Below are 21,272 nucleotides of genomic sequence, written 5' to 3' on the forward strand. Positions count from 1 at the left end.
CCACGGTGCTCCGGCGGCGCCTACGGCGTGCCCGGTGGGCGGAGTCCGTTGAGCAGGGCGCGGACGGTTTCGGTGGCGAAGTCCTGCTCGTCTTCGGGGAGCAGGGCGCCGGCGGGTGCCTTGGCGTCGAAGAACAGGTCGAGGAAGGCGCGGTGGAAGCAGGCGCCGATGAGCAGCGTGGCGGCCGCGTGCGGGTCGATGCCGGGGGCGATCCGGCCGAGCTTCTGCTCGGCCGTCAGGTAGGCGGCCAGGTGCTGGACGGCGTTCTGCGGCCCGTCGGTGCCCAGTTCGTCCAGCTTGCGCCGGTGGGTGTCCAGCAGCTCGGGGCTGGCGAAGAGCGAGCCGGCGATCGGGAACGAGCGCCGGTAGAAGCGCAGGGCCGTCAGCGCCACCTCCTCCAGATGCCGGGCCGGCCCGCCCTCGTCACCGACGGCGTCCGGCAGCCGGCGCAGCGCGTCCGAGAACCGCGGTGCGCGCTCGTGCAGCACCCGCACGAAGATCTCTTCCTTGTTGCGGAAGTGCTTGTAGAGCGCCGCCTCGGAGCAGCCGGCCTCCCGGGCGATCTGCTTCGTCGTCGTACGGGTCAGGCCCACGCTCGTCATCAGCGCGGCGGCGGCGTCGAGGATGCGGGAGCGCGTCAGCGCGCCTCCGGTCAGGGGAGCGGCGGCGTCGGAGGTCATGGGCAGAGCCTACCTTGACAGGTGGGTGAATACTCACTCACCCTGGTTGGTGAGTGCTCACTCACCTTGCTCAACCCGCTCCATCCTGGCCGGGCGAAGTGGGCGTTCGTCCTGCTCGTTCCGGTTCTCCGCTCGTTCCGCGGCCCAGCTCGTCCCGGGAGGGACCATGAAACTCACCATCCTCGGCGCGTCCGGTGGCGTCGGCCGGCAGCTCGTCACCCACGCCCTGGCCGACGGCCACGAGGTGACCGCCGCGCTGCGCAGCCCGGAGAAGCTGACCGAGCGCCATGAGCGGCTGACGGTCGTCCGCACCGACCCGTTGGACCCCGCCTCCGTCAAGACCGTGGTCGACGGCGCCGACGCGGTGCTCTCCGGCATGGGCCAGGCCGGCCGGCACGATCCGCTGCGCCCGGCGTCCACCTCGGCCCGGGCCGTGGTCGAGGCGATGACCGCCACCGGCGTACGGCGGCTCCTGGTGGTCAGCGCGGGCCCGCTCAACCGCACCGGCGCCGGCCAGCCGTTCCTCAGCCACCGGGTGTTCGGGCCGCTGCTGTGGGCGGCCCTCAAGGAGGTCTACACCGACCTGACCCGGATGGAGGCGGTACTGCGTGACAGTGGCCTCGACTGGACCGCGGTTCGCCCGCCCCGCCTGCTCGACCGCCCCGGCGAGGGCCGCTACCGCCATGCCGTCGAGGCCGGACCGGCCGGTTCCGTCATCGCCCGCGCCGACGTGGCCCGAGCCATGCTCGACTTCGTCACCGACCCCCGCACCTACGGCCACGCGGTCGGCGTCAGCCGCTGACCGCGGACCCGCTACGGCGGACCGTCACCCCCGAAGACGGTGCGGCGACCACACACGAAGACGGTACGGCGATCACGACGCCCAGCTCACCCACGCCCCAGGCGCACGGCACACCCCCGCCTCGAAAACGCCGCGCCTCACCCCCGCCCCGCTCACGCGCCCCCCGAAAACGCCGCCCCGACCAGCCCGCGGCTCAACCGCGCCCAGCGCCTCACCCGCGCCCCGCTCACCCGTCCCCCAAAGACGCCGCCCCGACCACGTCCCGGACCTCGTTCACCAGTCGCTCCGCCTCCGCCAGCGAGCCCCGCAGCTCGTCTCCCGTATGGCCGAGGCGGGCGAGCAGGGCGGTGGCACGGGGGGCGAAATCGGGTGGGGTGTCGGGCAGGGCCGTGGCGGCGGCGAGGGCGCCCTTTTCGTTGAGGCACCAGGCGCCGTGGTGGGCGTACAGGGCCTGGACGAGCTGGCCGACGGCCCGGGACAGACACAGGGCCGCGTGCAGCACGTCCTGCGCCGCGGACGACTTGCCCGCCATCGCCACCGAGAAGCCGGCGTCCCAGACCGCCGTGCCGGTCAGGGACGTACGCATCGCGGGAGGATAGGCGCGGGTCTCCTCCTTGAGGCCGGACAGCTCCCCGTCGGTGTCGGCGAGCACCCGGCCCAGTGCCACTTCGCCCGGGTACGCGGGCGACCAGAACCCGAGCGGATGACCGGCCTGCATCCCGGTCTCGAAGCGGCCCGCCCGGCAGTCCTCCCAGACCCGCCGCACCCGGTCGAGGTCGCGCAGGATCCAGTCCACATGGCGGCCGTCGGGCAGTACGAGCCATGCCCCGCCGTTCACCCACGGCCCCCAGGCCCCCGGCCCGAAGACCTCGACCGGCCCGCCGGTCACCTCGGCGGCCAGCGCCTCCAGCGCCTTCAGATCCGGCTCGCCCCGGTAATACACCCCCAGGTCCCAGTCGGAGTCCGCCCGGTGCGTCCCCCGCGCCCGGCTCCCGCCGAGCATCACCCCGACGACTCCCGGCACCTGCGCGATCCTGGCGGCGATCTCTTCCATGCCGGCCACCCTAGGTTCCCTGGTGGCCGGCGATCACGTCATTTTCGGGCGGCGAACGCTCCCGCGGGCGGGACGCCGTCCTCCAGTTCCGCCGGGCCGCCGCCGTCCGCGAGGGCCTTCAGAGCGGCGCCGATGCGCAGGGCCATCTCCTGGCTGACCAGGGTCCGGGCCTCCTCCCAGTCGACCAGGCGCCAGGACAGCAGCTCCTCCTCCTGGAGCCGGATCGCCGCGAACCGGTCCGCGTCCAGCACCCCGCCGTCGAAGAGGTACGACACCAGCGGCGGCCGCCCCTGCCCGCGGACCCAGTCGACCGCCAAAAGCGGGCCCAGCTCGACGTCCAGACCGATCTCCTCGGCGGTCTCGCGGCGGGCGGCCTGGCGCGGCGACTCGCCGTCGTCCGACTCGACGGTGCCGCCCGGCAGGATCCAGGTGTCGCGGTAGTTGGGCTCCACGAGCAGGATGCGGCCCTGCGCGTCACGGAGGAGGGCGCCGGCGCCCGCGAGCACGCGGGGCAGGCCGGCGATGTAGGTGGCGTAGTCCAAGGTCGTCACGGGCGCGAGCCTAGAGCCTGCCCGGGGGATCTTCGAGGCGCATTCCGGGGCGCTCGAAGCGTCCGCGTACCGGAGTGCCCTGTTCGCGGCGCCGCGCGCCGGATAAGGTCACAGCGGCGCGACTGCCAGTTCGAAAGCAAGGGGAAACACGGTGGCGGACGCAGCAAGGACACACACAGCACATGTGCTGATCGCCGCGGACAAGTTCAAGGGTTCGCTCACGGCCGTCGAGGTCGCCGAGCACGTCACGGCCGGTCTGCGGCGCGTGGTCCCCGGTCTGGACGTGGCGGCCGTTCCGGTCGCGGACGGCGGTGACGGGACCGTCGCCGCGGCGCTCGCGGCCGGCTTCACCCGCCACGAAGCGCGGGTCACCGGCCCCACCGGCACCCCGGTGACGGCCACCTTCGCGCTGCGCGAGGACGGCACCGCAGTGGTGGAGATGGCGGAGGCGTCCGGCCTCCAGCACCTCCCCGAGGGCGTCTTCGCGCCCCTGACGGCGACCACGTACGGCACCGGTGAACTACTGCTCGCGGCGCTGGACGCGGGCGCGACCACGATCGTCTTCGGCGTCGGCGGCAGCGCCACGACCGACGGCGGCGCGGGCATGCTCGCGGCGCTGGGCGCCCGGTTCCTGGACGCGGACGGCAATCCGGTGGCCCCCGGTGGCGGGCCGCTGCGCGAGCTGGCCACGGCCGACCTGTCGGGCCTGGACCCCCGGCTGGCCGCGACGGAGGTCGTGCTCGCCAGCGACGTGGACAATCCGCTCACCGGCCCCAAGGGCGCCCCGGCGGTCTACGGCCCGCAGAAGGGCGCGAGCGAGCAGGACGTCGCCACGCTGGACGCGGCGCTGGCGCACTACGCCCAGGTGCTGGAGCGGGCGGTCGGCCCGAAGGCCGCCGAGTACGCGCTGGCGCCCGGCGCGGGCGCGGCCGGCGGGATCGGCTACGGCGCGCTGGTCGGTCTGGACGCGACGTTCCGGGCCGGTATCGACGTGATGCTGGAGGTGCTCGGCTTCGCGCCGGCGCTGGCCCGCGCCACGTTCGTGATCACCGGCGAGGGCTCGCTGGACGAGCAGACCCTGCACGGCAAGGCCCCGGCCGGTGTCGCCGCCGCGGCCCGGGCGGCGGGCCTGGACGTGGTCGCGGTCTGCGGCCGGCTCCGGCTGCCGCCGGAGGCCCTCACCCGGGCCGGTATCCAGCGTGCGTACGCGCTGACCGACCTGGAGTCCGACCCGGCCCGCTGCATGGCCGAGGCGGGCCCGCTGCTGGAGCGGGCGGCGGAGAACCTCGCCCGCGACTTCCTGGTCTGACCGCGGAGCGGAAGAACGCCGGGAGCCCCGGGCGAATGATTCGCCCGGGGCTCCCGGCGTTCTGTGCGAAGGTGCCGCCCCCGCTAGGGGAGCTGCGCGGCCCGCGACTCGGCGCGGGACTCACGGCGGTTGTCGCGGAAGGTGTTGACCCGGCGGGCCGTGGCGAACACCGGGATCATGGCGCCCAGCACGATCTGCAGCGAGCAGCCGGTCTGCAGCAGCAGCTGGCCGCCGGGCGCGTCCAGCGCCCAGGCCGCGAGCATGCCCATGCTGAGCACGATCCAGCTGAGCATCGCCACCGCGAGCCGGCCCCGCGGCTTGGGGTACTCGACCCGGCTCACCATCAGCCAGGCCACCCCGATGATCGCCAGCAGCGTCGGCAGGAACGGCAGCTCCAGCAGCACGATGGCGACGACGGTCAGCGCGCCGAACGGGCTCGGCATGCCCTGGAAGATGCCGTCACGCAGGGTGACGCAGGAGAAGCGCGCGAGCCGCAGCACCACCGCCAGCAGCACCACCACCGCCGCGACGACCGACACCCGCTGGTGCGCGTCCTGGGCGACCATGCCCCAGGTCACGACGAAGTACGCGGGCGCCAGTCCGAAGCTGATCAGGTCGGAGAGGTTGTCCAGCTCGGCCCCCATCGCCGAGGCCCGCAGCTTGCGCGCCACCAGCCCGTCGAAGAGGTCGAAGACCGACGCGAACAGCATCAGGATCACGGCCATGGCCGCGCTGTGCCGGGCCATTCCGCCGTCCTCGGTCCCCGTGAGGTGCGGGATGAGGACGCCGGTGGTGGTGAAGTACACCGCCATGAAGCCGCAGATGGCGTTGCCGAGGGTGAGGGTGTCCGCTATTGACAGCCGCGTCGACAGCGGCATGTCGTCCTCGTCCTCGTCCGTCTCGGGCGCCCAGCCCGCCTGCGTCTCAGGATCAATCACGGTCAAGACGTGTCACCCCCGCGGTGGTGGCCTGGCCGACCTCGACCGCGACCTCGACGCCCGCCGGGAGGTAGACGTCGACGCGCGAGCCGAAGCGGATCAGCCCGATCCGCTCGCCCTGCTCCACCTTGGTGCCCTGGGGCACGTAGGGGACGATGCGGCGGGCCACCGCGCCGGCGATCTGCACCATCTCGATGTCGCCGAGCTCGGTGTCGAAGTGCCAGACGACCCGCTCGTTGTTCTCGCTCTCCTTGTTGAACGCCGGAACGAACCCGCCGGGGATGTGCTCCACGGACGTCACCGTGCCGGCCAGCGGCGCGCGGTTGACGTGGACGTTCAGCGGGCTCATGAAGATCGCGACGCGGGTGCGCCCGTCCTTCCACGGCATGATGCTCTGCACCACGCCGTCGGCCGGGGAAATGACGCGGCCCTGGGCAATCTCCCGCTCCGGGTCGCGGAAGAACCACAGCATGCCCGCCGCCAGTGCGGTGGTGGGCACGGCAACAGCGGCCCAGCGGCCCGACCGGCGGGACCGGGCGAGGCTGACCGCCGCCGTGGCAACGGTCGGCAGGAGCCACGGCGACGCTCCGCGCGCGAGGCGGACGCGACCGCGTTGTGCAGAGGATTGGCTGTGGGGCATGGATGACCTTCGTAGCGGAGGATGCCGCGTAGGGATACGGGGGACGGCGGCTTTCCCGGATGCTATCGGTTGCGAGCGGCAACTGGCCAAGAGCCAGAGCCAATCCGTGGCCGAAGAACAATGACGGGGTGTGATCTTCGTCTAGGCCAAAACGACCTAAACCGGACATTCACGCCTGGATTCGGTACTCCTCCAGTAGCCGGCGACCAATGATCATTTTCTGGATCTCGGCGGTACCTTCACCGATCAGGAGCATCGGGGCCTCCCGGTAGAGGCGCTCGATCTCGTATTCCTTGGAGAAGCCGTACCCGCCATGGATGCGGAACGCGTCCTCCACGACCTCCTTGCAGTACTCGGAGGCGAGGTACTTCGCCATGCCCGCCTCCAGGTCGTTTCGCTGACCGGAGTCCTTTTTGCGAGCGGCATTAACCATCATGGCATGGGCCGCTTCGACCTTTGTCGCCATTTCGGCCAGTTTGAACTGGATCGCCTGGTGCTGGGCGATCGGCTTCCCGAAGGTGTGCCGCTGCTGCGCGTAGGAAACGCCCAGCTCGAAGGCGCGCTGGGCGACGCCGCAGCCGCGCGCGGCGACATTGACCCGGCCGACCTCGACGCCGTCCATCATGTGATAGAAGCCACGTCCGCTCTGGCCGCCGAGCACCCGATCGGCCGGGATGCGCAGCCCGTCCATGATCAGCTCGGTGGTGTCGACGCCCTTGTAACCCATTTTGTCGATCTTGCCCGGGATGGTCAGGCCGGGCCGCACCTCACCGAAGCCGGCCTCCTTCTCCACGAGGAAGGTGGTCATCGACTTGTGCGGAGCGGTGCCCTCCGGGTGCCCCTCGTCCGTACGGCACAGCACCGCCACGAGCGTGGACGAACCACCGTTGGTGAGCCACATCTTCTGGCCGTTGAGGACGTAATCGTCGCCGTCCCGCACACCCTTGGAGGAAATGGCCGAGACGTCCGAGCCGAGCGCCGGCTCCGACATCGAGAAGGCGCCCCGGATTTCGCCGGCCGCCATCTTCGGCAGGAAATAGTCCTTCTGCTCCTGCGTGCCGTGCTGCTTGAGCATGTACGCCACGATGAAGTGGGTGTTGATGATGCCCGAGACGCTCATCCAGCCGCGGGCGATCTCCTCGACGGTCAGCGCGTACGTGAGCAGGGACTCACCCAGCCCGCCGTACTCCTCGGGAATCATCAGGCCGAACACGCCGAGTTCCTTCAGGCCCTCGACGATCTGCGTCGGGTATTCGTCGCGGTGTTCCAGCTCCGTGGCGACCGGCAGGATCTCCTTGTCCACGAAGTCGCGGACGGTGGAGAGGATTTCCCGCTGGATGTCGGTCAGGCCCTCGGTCTGCGCAAGACGGGTCATGGCGGTCACTTCTCCTTCTTGGCCGCGGGGGCCGCCGGCTCGGGGCGGCCGGGCTGCTCGCCGCCGCGCTCCTTGATGTACGTGGCCGTGGGGACCATGACCTTGCGGCGGAAGATGCAGACCAGGGTGCCGTCCTGCTTGTAGCCCTTGGTCTCCACGTACACGATCCCGCGGTCCGACTTCGACTTCGAGGGCGTCTTGTCGAGGACCGTGGTCTCGCCGTAGATCGTGTCGCCGTGGAAGGTCGGCGCGACGTGCTTCAGCGACTCGATCTCGAGATTGGCGATGGCCTTTCCGGAGACGTCCGGCACCGACATGCCCAGCAGCAGCGAATAGATGTAATTGCCGACCACGACGTTCTTGCCGAAGTCGGTGGTCTGCTCCGCGTAGTTGCTGTCCATGTGCAGCGGGTGATGGTTCATCGTGAGCAGACAGAAGAGGTGGTCGTCGTATTCGGTGACCGTTTTCCCCGGCCAGTGCTTGTACACATCGCCGACGGTGAACTCTTCATAGGTGCGGCCGAACTGCATCGCGCTCATGCCTCCGGGGCTTCGAACTTGGATGTACGGATCATGCCGGCGGCCCGGCCCTTGCCGGCGACGACCAGCGCCATCTTCCGGCTCGCCTCGTCGATCATCTCGTCACCGAGCATCGCGGATCCCTTCTTGCCGCCCGCCTCCGAGGTGTGCCACTCGTAGGCGTCCAGGATCAGCTCGGCGTGGTCGTAGTCCTCCTGGGACGGTGAGAACACCTCGTTGGCGGCCTCGACCTGGCCCGGGTGCAGCACCCACTTGCCGTCGAAGCCGAGTGCCGCGGCGCGGCCGGCGACCTCCCGGTACCCCTCCACGTTCTTGATCTGAAGGTAGGGACCGTCGATGGCCTGCAAATCGTAGGTCCGCGCGGCCATCAGAATGCGCATCAGAATGTAGTGATACGCGTCCGCGCCATAGCCGGGCGGCTGCTCGCCGACCACCAGGGACTTCATGTTGATCGACGCCATGAAGTCGGCCGGGCCGAAGATGATGGTCTCCAGCCGCGGCGAGGCGCCGGCGATCGCGTCGACGTTCACCAGGCCCTTGGCGTTCTCGATCTGCGCCTCGATGCCGATCCGGCCGACCTCGAAGCCCATGGTCTTCTCGATCTGCGTCAGCAGCAGGTCCAGCGCCACGATCTGCTGGGCGTCCTGGACCTTGGGCAGCATGATGCAGTCCAGGTTCGGTCCCGCGCCCTCGACGACCGTGATGACGTCCCGGTACGTCCAGTGCGTCGTCCAGTCGTTGACCCGCACGACCCGGGTCTTGCCGGTCCAGTCGCCCTCGTTCAGCGCCTCGACGATCGTGTGCCGGGCGCCCTCCTTGGCGAGCGGCGCGCAGGCGTCCTCCAGGTCCAGGAACACCTGGTCCGCGGGCAGGCCCTGGGCCTTCTCCAGGAAGCGCGGATTGCTGCCGGGTACCGCGAGGCAGGAGCGCCTCGGGCGCTGCCGGTTCACCGCCTTCATGCGGGGACCTCCAAGGGGTCGAGCTGGTTCGCCGTCCGGATCTCGTCGACGATACGGCCGATGATCTCCGTAATACCGAAGTCCTTCGGTGTGAAGACGGCCGCCACTCCGGCCTCCCGGAGCGCGGTCGCATCGGCCGAGGGAATGATGCCGCCGACGATGACCGGGATGTCGTCCACGCCGGCCCGCCGCAGCCGGGCCAGCACGTCCGGCACCAGCTCGGTGTGCGAGCCGGAGAGGATGGACAGGCCCACGCAGTGCACGTCCTCGGCGACCGCCGCCGAGACGATCTGCTCCGGCGTCAGCCGGATGCCCTGGTAGATCACCTCGAAGCCGGCGTCCCGGGCGCGTACCGCGATCTGCTCGGCGCCGTTGCTGTGCCCGTCCAGTCCGGGCTTGCCGACCAGCAGCCGCAGCTTGCCGCTGCCGAGCTCGGCCGCCGTCTTGGCGACCTTCTCGCGGACCGCGGCCAGCGGGCTGCCCTCCTCGGCCGGAACCGCCAGCGGGGCGCTGGAGACGCCCGTGGGCGCCCGGAACTCGCCGAAGACGTCCCGCAGGGCCCAGGCCCACTCGCCGGTCGTCACACCGGCACGGGCGCACTCCAGGGTCGCCGCGAAGAGGTTGGTGTCGCCGGCCGCCGCCTTCTTCAGCGCCGACAGCGCCTCCTGGGCGCGGCCCTCCTCACGGTTGTCCCGCCAGTCGTGCAGCCCCCGCACCACCCGCGCCTCGTTGGCCGGGTCGACGGTCATGATGGCGGTGTCGAGGTCCGCGGTGAGCGGGTTGGGCTCGGTGGACTCGAAGCAGTTCACACCGACGATCTTCTCCTCGCCGGCCTCGATCCGGCCCCGCCGCTCGGCGTGCGCGGACACCAGCTGCGACTTGAGGTAGCCGGACTCCACCGCGGCCATCGCGCCGCCCATCTCCTGGATCCGCTCGATCTCGGCCAGGCAGTCGGTGACCAGCGCGTCCACCTTGGCCTCGATGACGTGCGAGCCGGCGAAGATGTCCTCGTACTCCAGCAGGTCGCTCTCGTGCGCGAGGACCTGCTGGATGCGCAGCGACCACTGCTGGTCCCAGGGCCGGGGGAGGCCCAACGCCTCGTTCCAGGCCGGGAGTTGGACGGCCCGGGCGCGGGCGTCCTTGGACAGCGTCACGGCCAGCATCTCCAGCACGATCCGCTGGACGTTGTTCTCCGGCTGGGCCTCGGTCAGGCCGAGCGAGTTGACCTGGACGCCGTAGCGGAAGCGCCGCTGCTTGGGGTTCTCGATGCCGTACCGCTCGCGGGTGATGTGGTCCCAGATGCGGCCGAAGGCGCGCATCTTGCACATCTCCTCGATGAACCGGACGCCGGCGTTCACGAAGAAGGAGATGCGGGCGACCACGTCGCCGAACTTCTCCGGCGGCACCTGCCCGGAGTCCCGCACGGCGTCGAGCACGGCGATCGCGGTGCTCATCGCGTACGCGATCTCCTGGACCGGCGTCGCGCCGGCCTCCTGGAGGTGGTACGAGCAGATGTTGATGGGGTTCCACTTGGGGATGTGGGCCACCGTGTACGTGATCATGTCGGTGGTGAGCCGCAGGCTCGGCCCCGGCGGGAAGACGTGCGTCCCGCGCGACAGGTACTCCTTGACGATGTCGTTCTGGGTCGTCCCCTGGAGCTTGGTGATGTCCGCGCCCTGCTCCTCCGCGACGACCTGGTAGAGCGCCAGCAGCCACATGGCGGTGGCGTTGATGGTCATCGAGGTGTTCATCTGGTCCAGGGGGATGTCCTGGAACAGCCGCCGCATGTCACCGAGGTGGGACACCGGGACCCCGACCCGGCCGACCTCGCCGCGGGCGAGGACGTGGTCGGGGTCGTAGCCGGTCTGCGTCGGCAGGTCGAACGCCACCGACAGACCGGTCTGGCCCTTGGCGAGATTGCGCCGGTACAGCTCGTTCGACGCCTCCGCCGTGGAGTGACCGGCGTACGTGCGCATCAGCCACGGCCGGTCCCGTTCCCTTCGCCCCTGGGACTGAGGGTGACGTTCTGTCATGGGTGCCTCCCGGCCTCAGACGTTCCGGAAGCGGTTGATGGCGTCGAGGTGCTTGGCGCGCATCTCCTCGTCGCGCACGCCCATGCCCTCCTCGGGCGCCAGCGCCAGCACGCCGACCTTGCCCTGGTGCAGGTTGCGGTGCACGTCGTACGCCGCCTGCCCGGTCTCCTCCAGGGTGTAGGTCTTCGACAGGGTCGGGTGGATCTTGCCCTTGGCGATCAGACGGTTGGCCTCCCACGCCTCGCGGTAGTTGGCGAAGTGCGAGCCGATGATCCGCTTCAGCGACATCCACAGGTAGCGGTTGTCGTACTCGTGCATGTAGCCCGAGGTCGAGGCGCAGGTGGTGATGGTGCCGCCCTTGCGCGTGACGAAGACGCTCGCGCCGAAGGTCTCGCGGCCGGGGTGCTCGAAGACGATGTCGATGTCCTCGCCGCCGGTGAGCTCGCGGATGCGCTTGCCGAAGCGCTTCCACTCCTTCGGGTCCTGGGTCTGCTCGTCCTTCCAGAACTTGTAGCCCTCGGCGTTGCGGTCGATGATCGCCTCGGCGCCCATCTTCCGGCAGATCTCCGCCTTCTGGTCGCTGCTGACGACACAGATCGGGTTGGCGCCGCCGGCCAGCGCGAACTGCGTGGCGTAGCTGCCGAGGCCGCCGCTGGCGCCCCAGATCAGGACGTTGTCGCCCTGCTTCATCCCGGCGCCGTTGCGGGACACCAGCTGGCGGTACGCGGTCGAGTTGACCAGGCCCGGGGCCGCCGCCTCCTCCCAGCTCAGGTGGTCGGGCTTGGGCATCAGCTGGTTGGACTTGACCAGCGCGATCTCGGCCAGGCCGCCGAAGTTGGTCTCGAAGCCCCAGATGCGCTGCTCGGGGTCGAGCATCGTGTCGTTGTGGCCGTCGCTCGACTCCAGCTCGACGGACAGGCAGTGCGCCACGACCTCGTCGCCGGGCCGCCAGGAGTTGACGCCCGGGCCGGTGCGCAGCACGACGCCGGCCAGGTCGGAGCCGATGACGTGGTACGGCAGGTCGTGGCGCTTGGCCAGGTCGGAGACCTTGCCGTAGCGCTCCAGGAAGCCGAAGGTCGACAGCGGCTCGAAGATCGAGGTCCAGACGGAGTTGTAGTTCACGGAGGAGGCCATCACGGCCACCAGCGCCTCACCGGGGCCGAGCTCGGGGACCGGGACGTCATCGACGTGCAGCGACTTGCGCGGGTCCTTCTCCTTGGTGGGCAGGCCGGCGAACATCTCGGCCTCGTCCTTGTGCACGGTCACCGCGCGGTAGGACTCGGGGATGGTCAGCGCGGCGAAGTCGGCGCTGGTGGTGTCAGGCGCAAGGATTGCGTCCAGGATCTCGTTCACGGTGTGCCTCCGGCGGGTGGGGCCGCCCCTGGTCGAGCGAGTCGAGAGCTCGGGGGATTCGTCAAGGAACGGCTTGAGGGAACGTCGGGGGTGGTGCGGGAGGTGGTGCCGTCGGTTCGGCCGGGGTGGCGCTACCGCCGCCGTCTCCGCCGGTGTCGCGGAGGCGTCGGCCGTGGTGCCTGGCAGCGCCTTGGTGAGCGCGGTGCCCGGCGGGTGCCGGGCGGTGTGCCTGTGACGCAGGCATCCGGGCGGCAGCCGGGGAGGGCTGTTGGGACAGCCGGCGCACGAGGATCGCCTCGTCCGCCGGTCGCCCGGACACCCTCAACGTATGACACCGCGTGCCAGTCGACAAGACACTGAGTGCCAAGAATTTCTCTCAGATGTCATTTGGCCGGCACGTATGAGCGATAGATGGGCCGATGGAGGGCATCGTGGTGACGCACCGCAGCACCGGCATCACGGCAGGTGAAGGGGGAGGCGGTTAGACCGTTCGGGTGGGTCGTGTCCCGGTCAGGCCCGGGACCTCAGGCGCCCACGGACGGCCGGCCACAGCTGCGCGGCGGTGTGCAGGACCAGCAGCCCGGCGGCGACGGCGCTGCCGCCCGGCGCCCCGGCCCAGACCCCCGCCGCCAGCAGCCCGGCCGCACCCACCGCGTGGAAGCGGTGCAGGCCGACCGCGGCCAGATCGCCGAACCGGCTGCCGCGGCTGCGCTGCCAGACCCGCCGGGCCGCCCAGGCCGTGCCACCGGCCAGCGCCAGCTGCGCCGGCCACGGGGCCACCGGCCCGCCCTCCACCAGCGCCACGGTCAGGCAGCCCAGCGCCCAGAGCACCCCGCAGCACGGCAGGGCGAGCAGCCGCAGCAGCACCGGCCGCACATGGCCGGCCGCCCGCTCCACCGGCGGGTCCGGCACGGCGGGCGGCGGCTCCTTGGCGGGGGACGCCCCCGTCCGGGGCGCGGCGGCGGGCTCCGGCTCCGCGGCCAGCTTCAACCACGGCGGCTTGATCGCCAGCAGCTGCTCCCGCAGCAGCGGCAGGTGGTGCGCCCCGGCCTCGCTGAGCGCCTCCCGGAGCAGTTGCTCGGCCGCCCCCAGCCGCCCCGCCTCCTTCTCCGCCTCCATCAGCAGCGCCAGCGCCTCGACCGTCACCCGGACGTCCCCCGACCTGCGCGCCACCTCCAGCCCGCGGCGCAGCAGCTCCAGGACCTGCCGGCGGTCATGGCGGTGCGCCGCGCAGCCGGCCAGCTTCAGCCAGGCGTGCGCCACGACCGTGAGGTCACCGTCGGGCGCCGTCGCCACCGCCCGGCGGTACGAGAGCGCCGCGTCCCGGGCACGCCCCAGCTCCTCCTCCGCGTCACCCCGCGCCAGCAGCGAGGCCGCCAGCCGGTGCCGGTCGCCCCGCAGGGCCCAGCCGCGCACCGCCCGCCCGTAGTGGTGCGCCGCCGCCCCCGGGTCACCGCGCTCGGCCGCCTGCTCACCGAGGTCGTCGTCCAGCTCCGGCGAGCGCACACCGGCCCGGATACGCGCCAGATGGCCCGCCTCCGCGCAGGACCGGGCCTCCGGCCAGCGTTCCAGCGCGCGGTAGTGGCGACGCATCATCCGCAGCAGCTCCGCCTCCCGGAGGTGGTCGGCGCGGTGCCGGGCCGCCAGGACGCCCTGCCGCAGCACGAACAGCGCGTCCACGGTGCGGGTGCGCCGCAGGAGATACGCCACCAGGTGGTCCACCACCGGCCCGACCCGCTCGTACCGGCCCTGGTCCACCGCCGCCGCCAGGGCCGCCGCCAGCGCCCCGCGCTCCCGGTCGAACCACGCCTCGTCGGCGGTGGCGGCCCGCTCGCCGTAGTGGGCCATCAGCCGCTCCAGCGCCGCGGCACGCGCCGACTCCGCCTCCTGCGAGGCGAGTTCACCGACGTAGAGCCGCAGCAGGTCGTGGAAGCGGACCCGGCCCTCGGGGCCGGTGGGGCGCAGCAGCTGGGCCCTGACCAGGCGGCGCAGCGTGCGGTCGGCCTCCGCCGGTGAGACCCCGGCCAGCGCGGCGGCCGACCCGGCGTCGATCTCGTTGCCCGGGTGCAGCCCCAGACGGCGCAGCATCCGCGCGTCCGGGTCGCCGAGCGCCTGGTACGAGGCCTCGAACGCCTGCCGTACCGGGTCGAGTTCGGCCAGCCGCTCACCGGGCGGGCGTAACGCGGAGAGGATGCGCTGCGCGCTGTCGTCGCCGTCCCGCAGCCGGCCGGCCACCACGTCCAGCGCCAGCGGCAGATGGCCGCAGAGCGCGGCGATCTCGTCCAGCTGCGACGGCGGGACCGGCTCGGTGGCCGCGGCCGCCAGCAGTGCCAGGGAATCCTTGGGGCTGAGCGTGTCCAGCCGCAGTACGGTGAAGGAGGCGTGCTCCGGGGCGGTCCGGACGGTGACCAGCAGGCGGTGGCGGCCGTCGGGGGGTATCAGCGGCACCAGGTGCTCGTCCGGTGCGGCGTCGTCGAGCAGGATCAGCAGCGCCTCCTCCGCCTCCCACAGCCGGCTCTTGAACTGGCCGAGCAGCCCGGCGCGGTGCGGCTGGAGCTGGTCGCCGGGGATGCCGAACGCCCGCAGCCAGGTGCCCAGCAGCTCCTCCAGGCTCATCGGCTCCCCGCCGCCGTGCGCCCGGGCGTCCGCGTGGAGCACCCCGCCGGGGAACCACTTGTGCGCCTCGTGCGCGGCGGCCGCCATCAGCGCCGACTTGCCCACCCCGCCCTCGCCGGTGAGCGCTATCGCGGTGGGAGCCCCGGCGCGGTCGCCGGGCGCCAGCAGGGCCAGGAGCGTGGCGAGCGGGCCGGAGCGGCCGAGCAGGGCGGCCGGCCGGGGCGGCAGCGCGTTCAGGGAGCGGACCGGGGCGGGCGCCGGGTAGATCTGGACGACGCCACCCTGGATCACGTCGCGGGCCTGCCCGCCGCTGATCGTGTTGTGGGTGGCCGGAGCCGGCCCCGCCTCGCTCGCGTCCGCCACGCCGTAGTGGATAGCACGAGCGAGCCGGGCCCGTCAGGCCGTTACGGGATCATCTCCGGTCCTTGATCGCCTTGCGGATGGTGCGCATGACCTCCTCCAGAGGGGCGTCCGTACGCGCCACCGCGACCAGCACCTCGCCCTCCCGGGAGACGGACGCCGACGGCTGCTCGCCCGTCGTGCCGCGGCCCGCGCCGATCCCGGCGCCGAAGGTCTCCCGGACGATCTCGAAGGCATGGTCCAGCTGGGCCTCCACGTCACCCTCCGCGCCGGCCCGCAGCCAGCGGCGCAGCACGTGGTTGTGCGCGGTGACCACGGCGGACGCGGCGACCTCCGCCAGCAGCGGGTCGTCATCGCCCTCGCGGTGCGCGCCCTCGTCGAAGTGGCCCAGCAGATAGCGGGTGAACAGCCGCTCGTAACGGGCCACCGAGGCGATCTCGGCCTCGCGGAGGGTGGGCACCTCGCGGGTCAGGCGGTAGCGGGCCACCGACACGGCCGGCGAGGCCGCGTACATCCGCATGACCTCCTTGATGCCGCGGCAGACCGTGTCGAGCGGGTTCTCGTGCGGCGGCGCGGCGTCCAGGACCGCCTCGGCCCGCACCAGGGTGTCGTCGTGGTCGGGGAAGATCGCCTCTTCCTTGGAGCGGAAGTGGCGGAAGAACGTCCGCCGGGCGACGCCCGCGGCGGCCGCGATCTCATCGACCGTCGTCGCCTCGTAGCCCTTGGTCGCGAACAGCTCCATGGCCGCCGCCGACAATTCGCGGCGCATTTTGAGCCGTTGCGCGGCCGCGCGGCGGGTGCCGGGAGTGCTGCTGTCGGGGGCGTCGGAAGGCTGCGTACGAGCGGGCTGGGACATGTGGGGACGGTACTGCATATTTACCCGGCCTGCGGCATGAGGTCCCAGCTCCGCCCTTGTGAGCGGGGGTGGACCGCCGTCCGGCTCCAGCAGTCCACCCCAGCCCGTCCCGTCCGGGCGGGGACGCCCCCACGGGTCAGCGCCGGGCGTACTCACGGAAGCCGCGGCCCGTCTTGCGTCCGAGGCACCCCGCCGCGACGAGGTGCTCCAGCAGCGGCGCGGGGGCCAGTCCCGGGTCGCGGAATTCGGCGTGCAGGACCTTCTCGATGGCCAGCGAGACATCCAGGCCGACCACGTCGAGGAGCTCGAACGGGCCCATCGGGTAGCCGCCGCCGAGCTTCATCGCCGCGTCGATGTCGTCCAGCGACGCGTAGTGCTCCTGGACCATCTTGATCGCGTTGTTGAGGTACGGGAACAGCAGCGCGTTCACGATGAAGCCGGCCCGGTCGCCGCAGTCCACCGGGTGCTTGCGGACCTTGGTGCACACCTCCCGCACGGTCGCGTGCACGTCGTCGGAGGTCAGGACCGTCCGCACCACCTCGACCAGCTTCATCGCCGGCGCCGGGTTGAAGAAGTGCATCCCGATGACGTCCTGCGGGCGCGAGGTGGCCCGGGCGCAGGCCACGACCGGCAGCGACGAGGTCGTGGTGGCCAGGACCGCGCCCGGCTTGCAGACCTTGTCCAGCGTCCGGAACAGCTCCTGCTTGACGGCCAGGTCCTCGGCCACCGCCTCGACGGCCAGGTCCACGTCCGCGAACGCGTCCAGCGTCCCGGCCGGCGTGATCGCCGCCAGCGCCGCGTCCCGGGCCTCGGCGGTCAGCCGGCCCTTGTCCACGGACCGGCCCAGCGACTTGGCGATCCGGGCCTTCGCCTTCTCCGCCTTCTCCGCGCTGCGGGCGGCCAGCACGACCTGGTAGCCCGCCTTGGCGAAGACCTCGGCGATCCCGCTGGCCATCGTTCCGGAACCGGCCACGCCGACCCGGGTGACCGTACGGCCGGCCGCGGCCTCGCCGCCGGCCGCCGGGCTCTCCGCGTCCGGCACCACCGTGGCCGAGCCCGGCGCCTCGTACGTGTAGAAGCCGCGGCCCGCCTTGCGGCCGGTCAGCCCGGCCTCGGCCAGCTGGCCCAGGATCGGCGCCGGGGCGTGCAGCCGGTCCTGGGACTCGGCGTACATCGCCTCCAGGACGGTCCGGGCGGTGTCCACGCCGATCAGGTCGAGCAGCGCCAGCGGGCCCATGGGAAGGCCGCAGCCGAGCCGCATCGCGGCGTCGATGTCCTCACGGGTGGCGTACCGCGACTCGTACATCGCGGCGGCCTGGTTCAGATAGCCGAAAAGGAGGCCGTCGGCGACGAAACCGGGCCGGTCACCCACCGCGATCGGGTCCTTGCCCAGGTCGCGGGCGAGCTCGGTGACCGCGGCGACCGCGGTCGGCGCGGTCAGCACCGAGGAGACCACCTCGACCAGCTTCATGGCCGGTGCGGGGTTGAAGAAGTGCAGCCCGAGCACCCGCTCGGGACGCTGCGAATCGGCGGCGAGCCGGGTCACCGACAGGGCGTTGGTGCCGGTGGCCAGCACGGCGTCCGGCCGCACCACGGCGTCCAGTTCGGCGAAGACCTGCCGCTTGAGCTCGTAGTCCTCGGGGACCACCTCGATGACCAGGTCGGCGTCCGCGGCGGCCTGCAGATCGGTGAAGGTGCGGAAACGGGCCAGGACGTCCTGCCGCTCGCGCTCGGTGATCCGCTCGCGGCGCACCGCACGCGCCGTGGCCGCCTCCAGCGCGGCGACGGCATGCCGGGCCGCGGCCTCGTCGGTGTCGATGCCGATGACCTCGCGGCCGGCCCGGGCGAGCACCTCGGCGATGCCGGTGCCCATCGTGCCCAGGCCGACGACGGCCACGGTGGAGAGGGACAGTGGGGAAATGCCGGGGGCGAGATCAGGGGTGGACGAAGGGCCCATCGCGAACTCCTGAGGGTGTTCCCCTGAAGGGCAGGGGAGAAGTGACGACTGAAGGGGTGGCCGCGCGGACGCGAGGGGCAGCGGATACGCGGCGGCCGGAGCGCGGCGGGGCCGCGGCGGCCGCAGCGCTGCTGGTAGCGCCGGCGGTGGGGGAGCTGCGGCGGGGCCCTGTCCCGGGGCCGTGCCGTGCTCTGAATCGAGGTCGTGCTGTTGCGGTGCCGAACCGACTTCACTCTGTGGCGGCTGCGTCACCAGGCCGCCCGAACAGGGGTGCTGCTCGTTCCAGCAGGTTAACCGGTGGGTAACCGCAGCGCCAGGGGTAGGGCGGGTCATTAGTCTGTGGTGCAGGCCACGTCTCGGCAACCGGGGCGCCCCGGCGGGAGGGAAGCGGCAAATGGAAGACGAATTCCACGAGTTGACGGACCGGGTGCGGGCCGAACTCCGCTCCCCACAGGACCTGGTCGCCTACGAGCGCCTGCTGGGGCTCGCCCGCAAGAACACCCCCGCCGGGCGGGAAGAACTCGCCCGGATGCTGGTCGCCGTCGAACGCCCCCTGTGGGCCCGCGAGATCGCCGCCTTCATCCTCGGCTGCGCCGGCGACAAACGCGCCTTCGAGACGCTCGTACTGCTGCTGAACTACCGCGATCCGGTGCGCTGCGCCACCGCGGCCCACGCCCTGAGCCGGCTCGGCGACCCGCGCACCGCCCGCGCCGCGGCCGCCCTCGCCACCAACCCGCTGCGCACCGCGTACGCCCTGCACCCGGTCCGGCTCCTCGCCGAGCTGCGCGCACCGCAGTCCGTACCGGCGCTGATCGCCACCCTGGAGCGGCTGCTGACCCCGCACAACCCCTACTGGCGGGTGGCACTCGCCTGCGTCGAGGGCCTGGGCGCCCTGGGCGACCGCCGCGCCGTACCCGCCCTCACCGCCGCCACCGCCCACCCCCGCCTGGCCGCCGCCGCAGCGGCCTCACTGGCCCGGCTGGGGGTCCATGAGCTTCCGGAGGGCCAAGGGCGGGCCGACGGGGGTGGGGCCGGGGACCCGGCGAAGGAGGGCCCAGCAGCCGCGAAGGAGGGCCTAGGGGGCTGAAGCGGTCAGCCGGAGGTCATGGGATGTCCGACGTCGTGTCCTGAGAACCCGGCGTGGGGCCCGGGGAAGACGACTCGTCGCCCGGAGAACACGGGGTGAACGGGGTGAGCGGACGCCAGTAGCGCAGCTCGGGGACGCTGCTGCCGCCCACCTTGTACGTCTCCTCCGCGCCGTCCGGTACGAAGCCGGCGCGCTCGTAGAACCGCTGGGCGCGGGTGTTGCCGCGCACCACCCACAAATACAGCGCGCGGTATCCGCTCCGCCGTGCCCGCTCCGTGCCCGCGGCCATCAGGGCGCGCCCGACGCCGGTGCCGATCCGCTCGGGCGCGACGTACAGCGCGAACAGCTCACCCGCGGTCGGGCGCGGGTCGGGCAACTCCTCGGCGCCCGGGGCCACATCGGGGTCCCGGGCCGGGCCGACCGAGGCCCAGCCGACCACCTCACCGGCCGACTCCGCCACCAGGTCGACCACGTCCGGCGAGCGCCGCCCGAACCACGACCGCCGCCGCTCGGCGTCCGCCGCCACGCTCATCCCGTCCAGATACGTCTGCGGCATCAGCCCGCGGTAGGCCGCCTGCCACCCGCGGACCCGCACGGCTGAGACCGCCTCGATGTCGGCCTCGCCCATTTCCCGTATCCGCAGCGGTCCTGCCGGCTTCTTGTCCCTGACCCTGTCCGTGCCCCTGTGCCTGTTCCTGTCCCTGTGCCTTCCCGTGTCCGTGTCCATGAGGGAGACGGTAGGGGCCCGGTCAAGGGGGCTTTCGGAGCTTCCGCAGGCGTGCGCTTGACCTTGCCCCTGGGGGCAGGGTTCGAGACTCCCGGCATGGCACACAGCGCGACCACGCACACCACGCACACCACCAACACCACGGAAACCCCGCCGGGCCGGGTGGTGATCATCACCGGCGCCGGTACCGGGATCGGGCGGGCCGCCGCCCGGGCCTTCGCGGCGGAGGGCGCGCGAGTGCTGGCGGTGGGCCGCCGGGCCGAGCCGCTGGCGGAGACGGCGGCGGACGCCGAGGGGGACGGCGAGATCGTCCCGTACCTCGCCGACATCACCGCGGACGACGCCCCCGCGCACCTCGTCCGCCACGCGATCGAGACCTACGGCCGGCTGGACGTACTGGTCAACAACGCCGCCATAGTGGGCACCGGGGCACTCGGCAGCTTCACCAAGGAGGGAATGGCGGCGCAACTGGCGACGAACCTCGTCGCGCCCGTATTGCTGACGCAGGAAGCGGTGCCCCATCTGGAGCGGACCGGCGGGGTGGTGGTCAACATCAGCACCTCGATCGGCCAGCGCGGCTGGCCCGGCAACGCGGTCTACGCCGCGACCAAGACGGGGCTCGAACTGCTCACCCGCAGCTGGGCGGTGGAGCTCGCACCGCGCGGGGTGCGGGTGGTGGCGGTCGCCCCGGGCGCGATCGAGACCCCGATCGCGCTCCACCAGGGCCTGTCCGAGGAGCAGCGGGCGGCGCACCGCGCCTGGCAGATCGCGCACACCCCGATGGGACGGATCGGCCGCCCCGAGGAGGTGGCCTGGGCCATCACCCACCTGGCCGCCCCGTCCGCCTCGTTCGTCACCGGGGTGGTCCTCCCGGTCGACGGCGGAGCGGTGGTCGGCTGAGCCCACCTCGCCCCCTGCCGTCATGAGACCGGCCCCGCCCGGCTTTGCCGCCGCCGGCCCGGCCCGCCCCGGATCCGCGGCCGCGCCACCACCGCACTCGTGTCCGTGCTGGAATCGGCTGCGAAGTGGGAGTCGAGGTCGGAGTCGAGGGAGGGGCGACCCGTGCGGATCGGGGAGTTGGCAGAGGCCACGGGGGCGACGCCGCGGGCGTTGCGGAACTACGAGCGGGAGGGGCTGATCGCCTCCGTCCGGGAGGCGAACGGCTACCGGGTCTACGACGCCCGCTCGGTCGTACGGGTGCGCAACATACGTCACTTGCTGGGGGCCGGGCTCACGCTCGCCGACGTCCGCTGTTTCACCTCCTGCCTGGACGGCGACATGACCACCGCTCCGCCGTCCGCGGAAGGGCTGCGGATCGCCCGTGAGCGGCTCGCCGTCATCGACGAGCGGATCGCCGCCCAGACCGAGGCCCGCGACCGCCTGGCGCGGGCCCTGGAGGCCGTCCCGGCCGCCTCTGCGTGAGCGGCCGGTCCGGC

19 protein-coding genes are annotated in these 21,272 nt (G+C 72.2%); 5 read left to right on the forward strand and 14 right to left on the reverse strand.

The window, feature by feature from the left end; translation table 11 throughout:
- Positions 1 to 20: 20 nt before the first annotated feature.
- Positions 21 to 680 (reverse strand): TetR/AcrR family transcriptional regulator, encoded by a 660-nt coding sequence (locus AB0E02_RS26980; RefSeq protein ID WP_362143367.1) that lies wholly within the window; start codon positions 678 to 680, stop codon positions 21 to 23.
- A gap of 166 nt (positions 681 to 846) precedes the next feature.
- On the opposite strand from AB0E02_RS26980, the gene AB0E02_RS26985 reads away from it, so the two are divergent.
- Entirely contained in the window at positions 847 to 1,482 is a 636-nt protein-coding gene (locus AB0E02_RS26985; protein ID WP_362143369.1) for an SDR family oxidoreductase, read from the forward strand.
- A 226-nt stretch (positions 1,483 to 1,708) separates the two neighbouring features.
- Here the strand turns inward: AB0E02_RS26985 and AB0E02_RS26990 are convergent, their stop codons facing one another.
- Positions 1,709 to 2,536 (reverse strand): nucleotidyltransferase domain-containing protein, encoded by an 828-nt coding sequence (locus AB0E02_RS26990; protein ID WP_362143370.1) that lies wholly within the window; start codon positions 2,534 to 2,536, stop codon positions 1,709 to 1,711.
- 38 nt (positions 2,537 to 2,574) lie between these two features.
- Entirely contained in the window at positions 2,575 to 3,087 is a 513-nt protein-coding gene (locus AB0E02_RS26995) for an NUDIX hydrolase (RefSeq protein WP_362143372.1), read from the reverse strand.
- Positions 3,088 to 3,271: 184 nt separating this feature from the next.
- Here AB0E02_RS26995 and AB0E02_RS27000 point away from each other — a divergent pair, with 184 nt between their 5' ends.
- Entirely contained in the window at positions 3,272 to 4,396 is a 1,125-nt protein-coding gene (locus tag AB0E02_RS27000) for a glycerate kinase (RefSeq protein WP_362143528.1), read from the forward strand.
- A gap of 83 nt (positions 4,397 to 4,479) precedes the next feature.
- Here the strand turns inward: AB0E02_RS27000 and pssA are convergent, their stop codons facing one another.
- From pssA to AB0E02_RS27050, 10 genes are all read right to left on the reverse strand, one after another.
- Positions 4,480 to 5,340 (reverse strand): CDP-diacylglycerol--serine O-phosphatidyltransferase, encoded by an 861-nt coding sequence (pssA, locus tag AB0E02_RS27005; RefSeq protein ID WP_030412971.1) that lies wholly within the window; start codon positions 5,338 to 5,340, stop codon positions 4,480 to 4,482.
- Positions 5,327 to 5,974 (reverse strand): phosphatidylserine decarboxylase, encoded by a 648-nt coding sequence (locus AB0E02_RS27010; protein WP_030412970.1) that lies wholly within the window; start codon positions 5,972 to 5,974, stop codon positions 5,327 to 5,329. The genes pssA and AB0E02_RS27010 overlap by 14 nt, the downstream gene beginning before the upstream one ends.
- A gap of 169 nt (positions 5,975 to 6,143) precedes the next feature.
- Positions 6,144 to 7,349, reverse strand: a complete 1,206-nt coding sequence (locus AB0E02_RS27015) for an acyl-CoA dehydrogenase family protein (RefSeq protein ID WP_362143377.1) — start codon at positions 7,347 to 7,349, stop codon at positions 6,144 to 6,146.
- 5 nt (positions 7,350 to 7,354) lie between these two features.
- Complete coding sequence (locus AB0E02_RS27020) at positions 7,355 to 7,879, reverse strand: MaoC family dehydratase (protein WP_362143531.1); 525 nt, start codon at positions 7,877 to 7,879, stop codon at positions 7,355 to 7,357.
- Positions 7,880 to 7,884: 5 nt separating this feature from the next.
- Positions 7,885 to 8,847 carry a CoA ester lyase gene (locus AB0E02_RS27025; protein ID WP_362143380.1) on the reverse strand — a complete coding sequence of 321 codons (963 nt, stop codon included), beginning with the start codon at positions 8,845 to 8,847 and terminating at the stop codon, positions 7,885 to 7,887.
- Positions 8,844 to 10,880, reverse strand: coding sequence for a protein meaA (locus tag AB0E02_RS27030; protein ID WP_261954843.1), 2,037 nt, complete (start codon positions 10,878 to 10,880; stop codon positions 8,844 to 8,846). Before AB0E02_RS27030 ends, AB0E02_RS27025 begins: the two co-directional genes overlap by 4 nt.
- Before the next feature lie 15 nt (positions 10,881 to 10,895).
- On the reverse strand, positions 10,896 to 12,233 hold the full coding sequence (ccrA, locus tag AB0E02_RS27035) for a crotonyl-CoA carboxylase/reductase (protein WP_362143384.1): 1,338 nt from the start codon (positions 12,231 to 12,233) through the stop codon (positions 10,896 to 10,898).
- 510 nt (positions 12,234 to 12,743) lie between these two features.
- On the reverse strand, positions 12,744 to 15,212 hold the full coding sequence (locus tag AB0E02_RS27040; protein ID WP_362143387.1) for a hypothetical protein: 2,469 nt from the start codon (positions 15,210 to 15,212) through the stop codon (positions 12,744 to 12,746).
- 49 nt (positions 15,213 to 15,261) lie between these two features.
- Complete coding sequence (locus tag AB0E02_RS27045) at positions 15,262 to 16,065, reverse strand: TetR family transcriptional regulator (RefSeq protein ID WP_201805004.1); 804 nt, start codon at positions 16,063 to 16,065, stop codon at positions 15,262 to 15,264.
- A 136-nt stretch (positions 16,066 to 16,201) separates the two neighbouring features.
- On the reverse strand, positions 16,202 to 18,022 hold the full coding sequence (locus AB0E02_RS27050; RefSeq protein ID WP_362143391.1) for a 3-hydroxybutyryl-CoA dehydrogenase: 1,821 nt from the start codon (positions 18,020 to 18,022) through the stop codon (positions 16,202 to 16,204).
- Positions 18,023 to 18,416: 394 nt separating this feature from the next.
- Here AB0E02_RS27050 and AB0E02_RS27055 point away from each other — a divergent pair, with 394 nt between their 5' ends.
- Entirely contained in the window at positions 18,417 to 19,109 is a 693-nt protein-coding gene (locus tag AB0E02_RS27055; protein ID WP_362143394.1) for a HEAT repeat domain-containing protein, read from the forward strand.
- A 16-nt stretch (positions 19,110 to 19,125) separates the two neighbouring features.
- On the opposite strand, the gene AB0E02_RS27060 is transcribed toward AB0E02_RS27055, so the two are convergent.
- On the reverse strand, positions 19,126 to 19,737 hold the full coding sequence (locus AB0E02_RS27060) for a GNAT family N-acetyltransferase (protein ID WP_362143397.1): 612 nt from the start codon (positions 19,735 to 19,737) through the stop codon (positions 19,126 to 19,128).
- A gap of 195 nt (positions 19,738 to 19,932) precedes the next feature.
- Between AB0E02_RS27060 and AB0E02_RS27065 the strand changes: the two genes are divergently transcribed.
- Together AB0E02_RS27065 and AB0E02_RS27070 are read left to right on the forward strand one after the other, a co-directional pair.
- Entirely contained in the window at positions 19,933 to 20,736 is an 804-nt protein-coding gene (locus tag AB0E02_RS27065; RefSeq protein WP_362143400.1) for an SDR family oxidoreductase, read from the forward strand.
- Positions 20,737 to 20,898: 162 nt separating this feature from the next.
- Positions 20,899 to 21,258 carry a MerR family transcriptional regulator gene (locus AB0E02_RS27070; RefSeq protein WP_362143403.1) on the forward strand — a complete coding sequence of 120 codons (360 nt, stop codon included), beginning with the start codon at positions 20,899 to 20,901 and terminating at the stop codon, positions 21,256 to 21,258.
- Positions 21,259 to 21,272: the final 14 nt, after the last annotated feature.

It is taken from the genome of Streptomyces sp. NPDC048196 (assembly GCF_040652715.1).
In the GTDB taxonomy this organism is placed as follows: Bacteria; Actinomycetota; Actinomycetes; order Streptomycetales; family Streptomycetaceae; genus Streptomyces; species Streptomyces siderophoricus.

Coding starts and splice junctions, on each gene's coding strand:
- AB0E02_RS26980 (WP_362143367.1), bottom strand. CDS start 680: ATGACCTCCGACGCCGCCGCTCCCCTGACCGGAGGCGCGCTGACGCGC.
- AB0E02_RS26985 (WP_362143369.1), top strand. CDS start 847: ATGAAACTCACCATCCTCGGCGCGTCCGGTGGCGTCGGCCGGCAGCTC.
- AB0E02_RS26990 (WP_362143370.1), bottom strand. CDS start 2,536: ATGGAAGAGATCGCCGCCAGGATCGCGCAGGTGCCGGGAGTCGTCGGG.
- AB0E02_RS27010 (WP_030412970.1), bottom strand. CDS start 5,974: ATGCCCCACAGCCAATCCTCTGCACAACGCGGTCGCGTCCGCCTCGCG.
- AB0E02_RS27015 (WP_362143377.1), bottom strand. CDS start 7,349: ATGACCCGTCTTGCGCAGACCGAGGGCCTGACCGACATCCAGCGGGAA.
- AB0E02_RS27020 (WP_362143531.1), bottom strand. CDS start 7,879: ATGCAGTTCGGCCGCACCTATGAAGAGTTCACCGTCGGCGATGTGTAC.
- AB0E02_RS27025 (WP_362143380.1), bottom strand. CDS start 8,847: ATGAAGGCGGTGAACCGGCAGCGCCCGAGGCGCTCCTGCCTCGCGGTA.
- AB0E02_RS27030 (WP_261954843.1), bottom strand. CDS start 10,880: ATGACAGAACGTCACCCTCAGTCCCAGGGGCGAAGGGAACGGGACCGG.
- AB0E02_RS27045 (WP_201805004.1), bottom strand. CDS start 16,065: ATGTCCCAGCCCGCTCGTACGCAGCCTTCCGACGCCCCCGACAGCAGC.
- AB0E02_RS27050 (WP_362143391.1), bottom strand. CDS start 18,022: ATGGGCCCTTCGTCCACCCCTGATCTCGCCCCCGGCATTTCCCCACTG.
- AB0E02_RS27055 (WP_362143394.1), top strand. CDS start 18,417: ATGGAAGACGAATTCCACGAGTTGACGGACCGGGTGCGGGCCGAACTC.
- AB0E02_RS27060 (WP_362143397.1), bottom strand. CDS start 19,737: ATGGGCGAGGCCGACATCGAGGCGGTCTCAGCCGTGCGGGTCCGCGGG.
- AB0E02_RS27065 (WP_362143400.1), top strand. CDS start 19,933: ATGGCACACAGCGCGACCACGCACACCACGCACACCACCAACACCACG.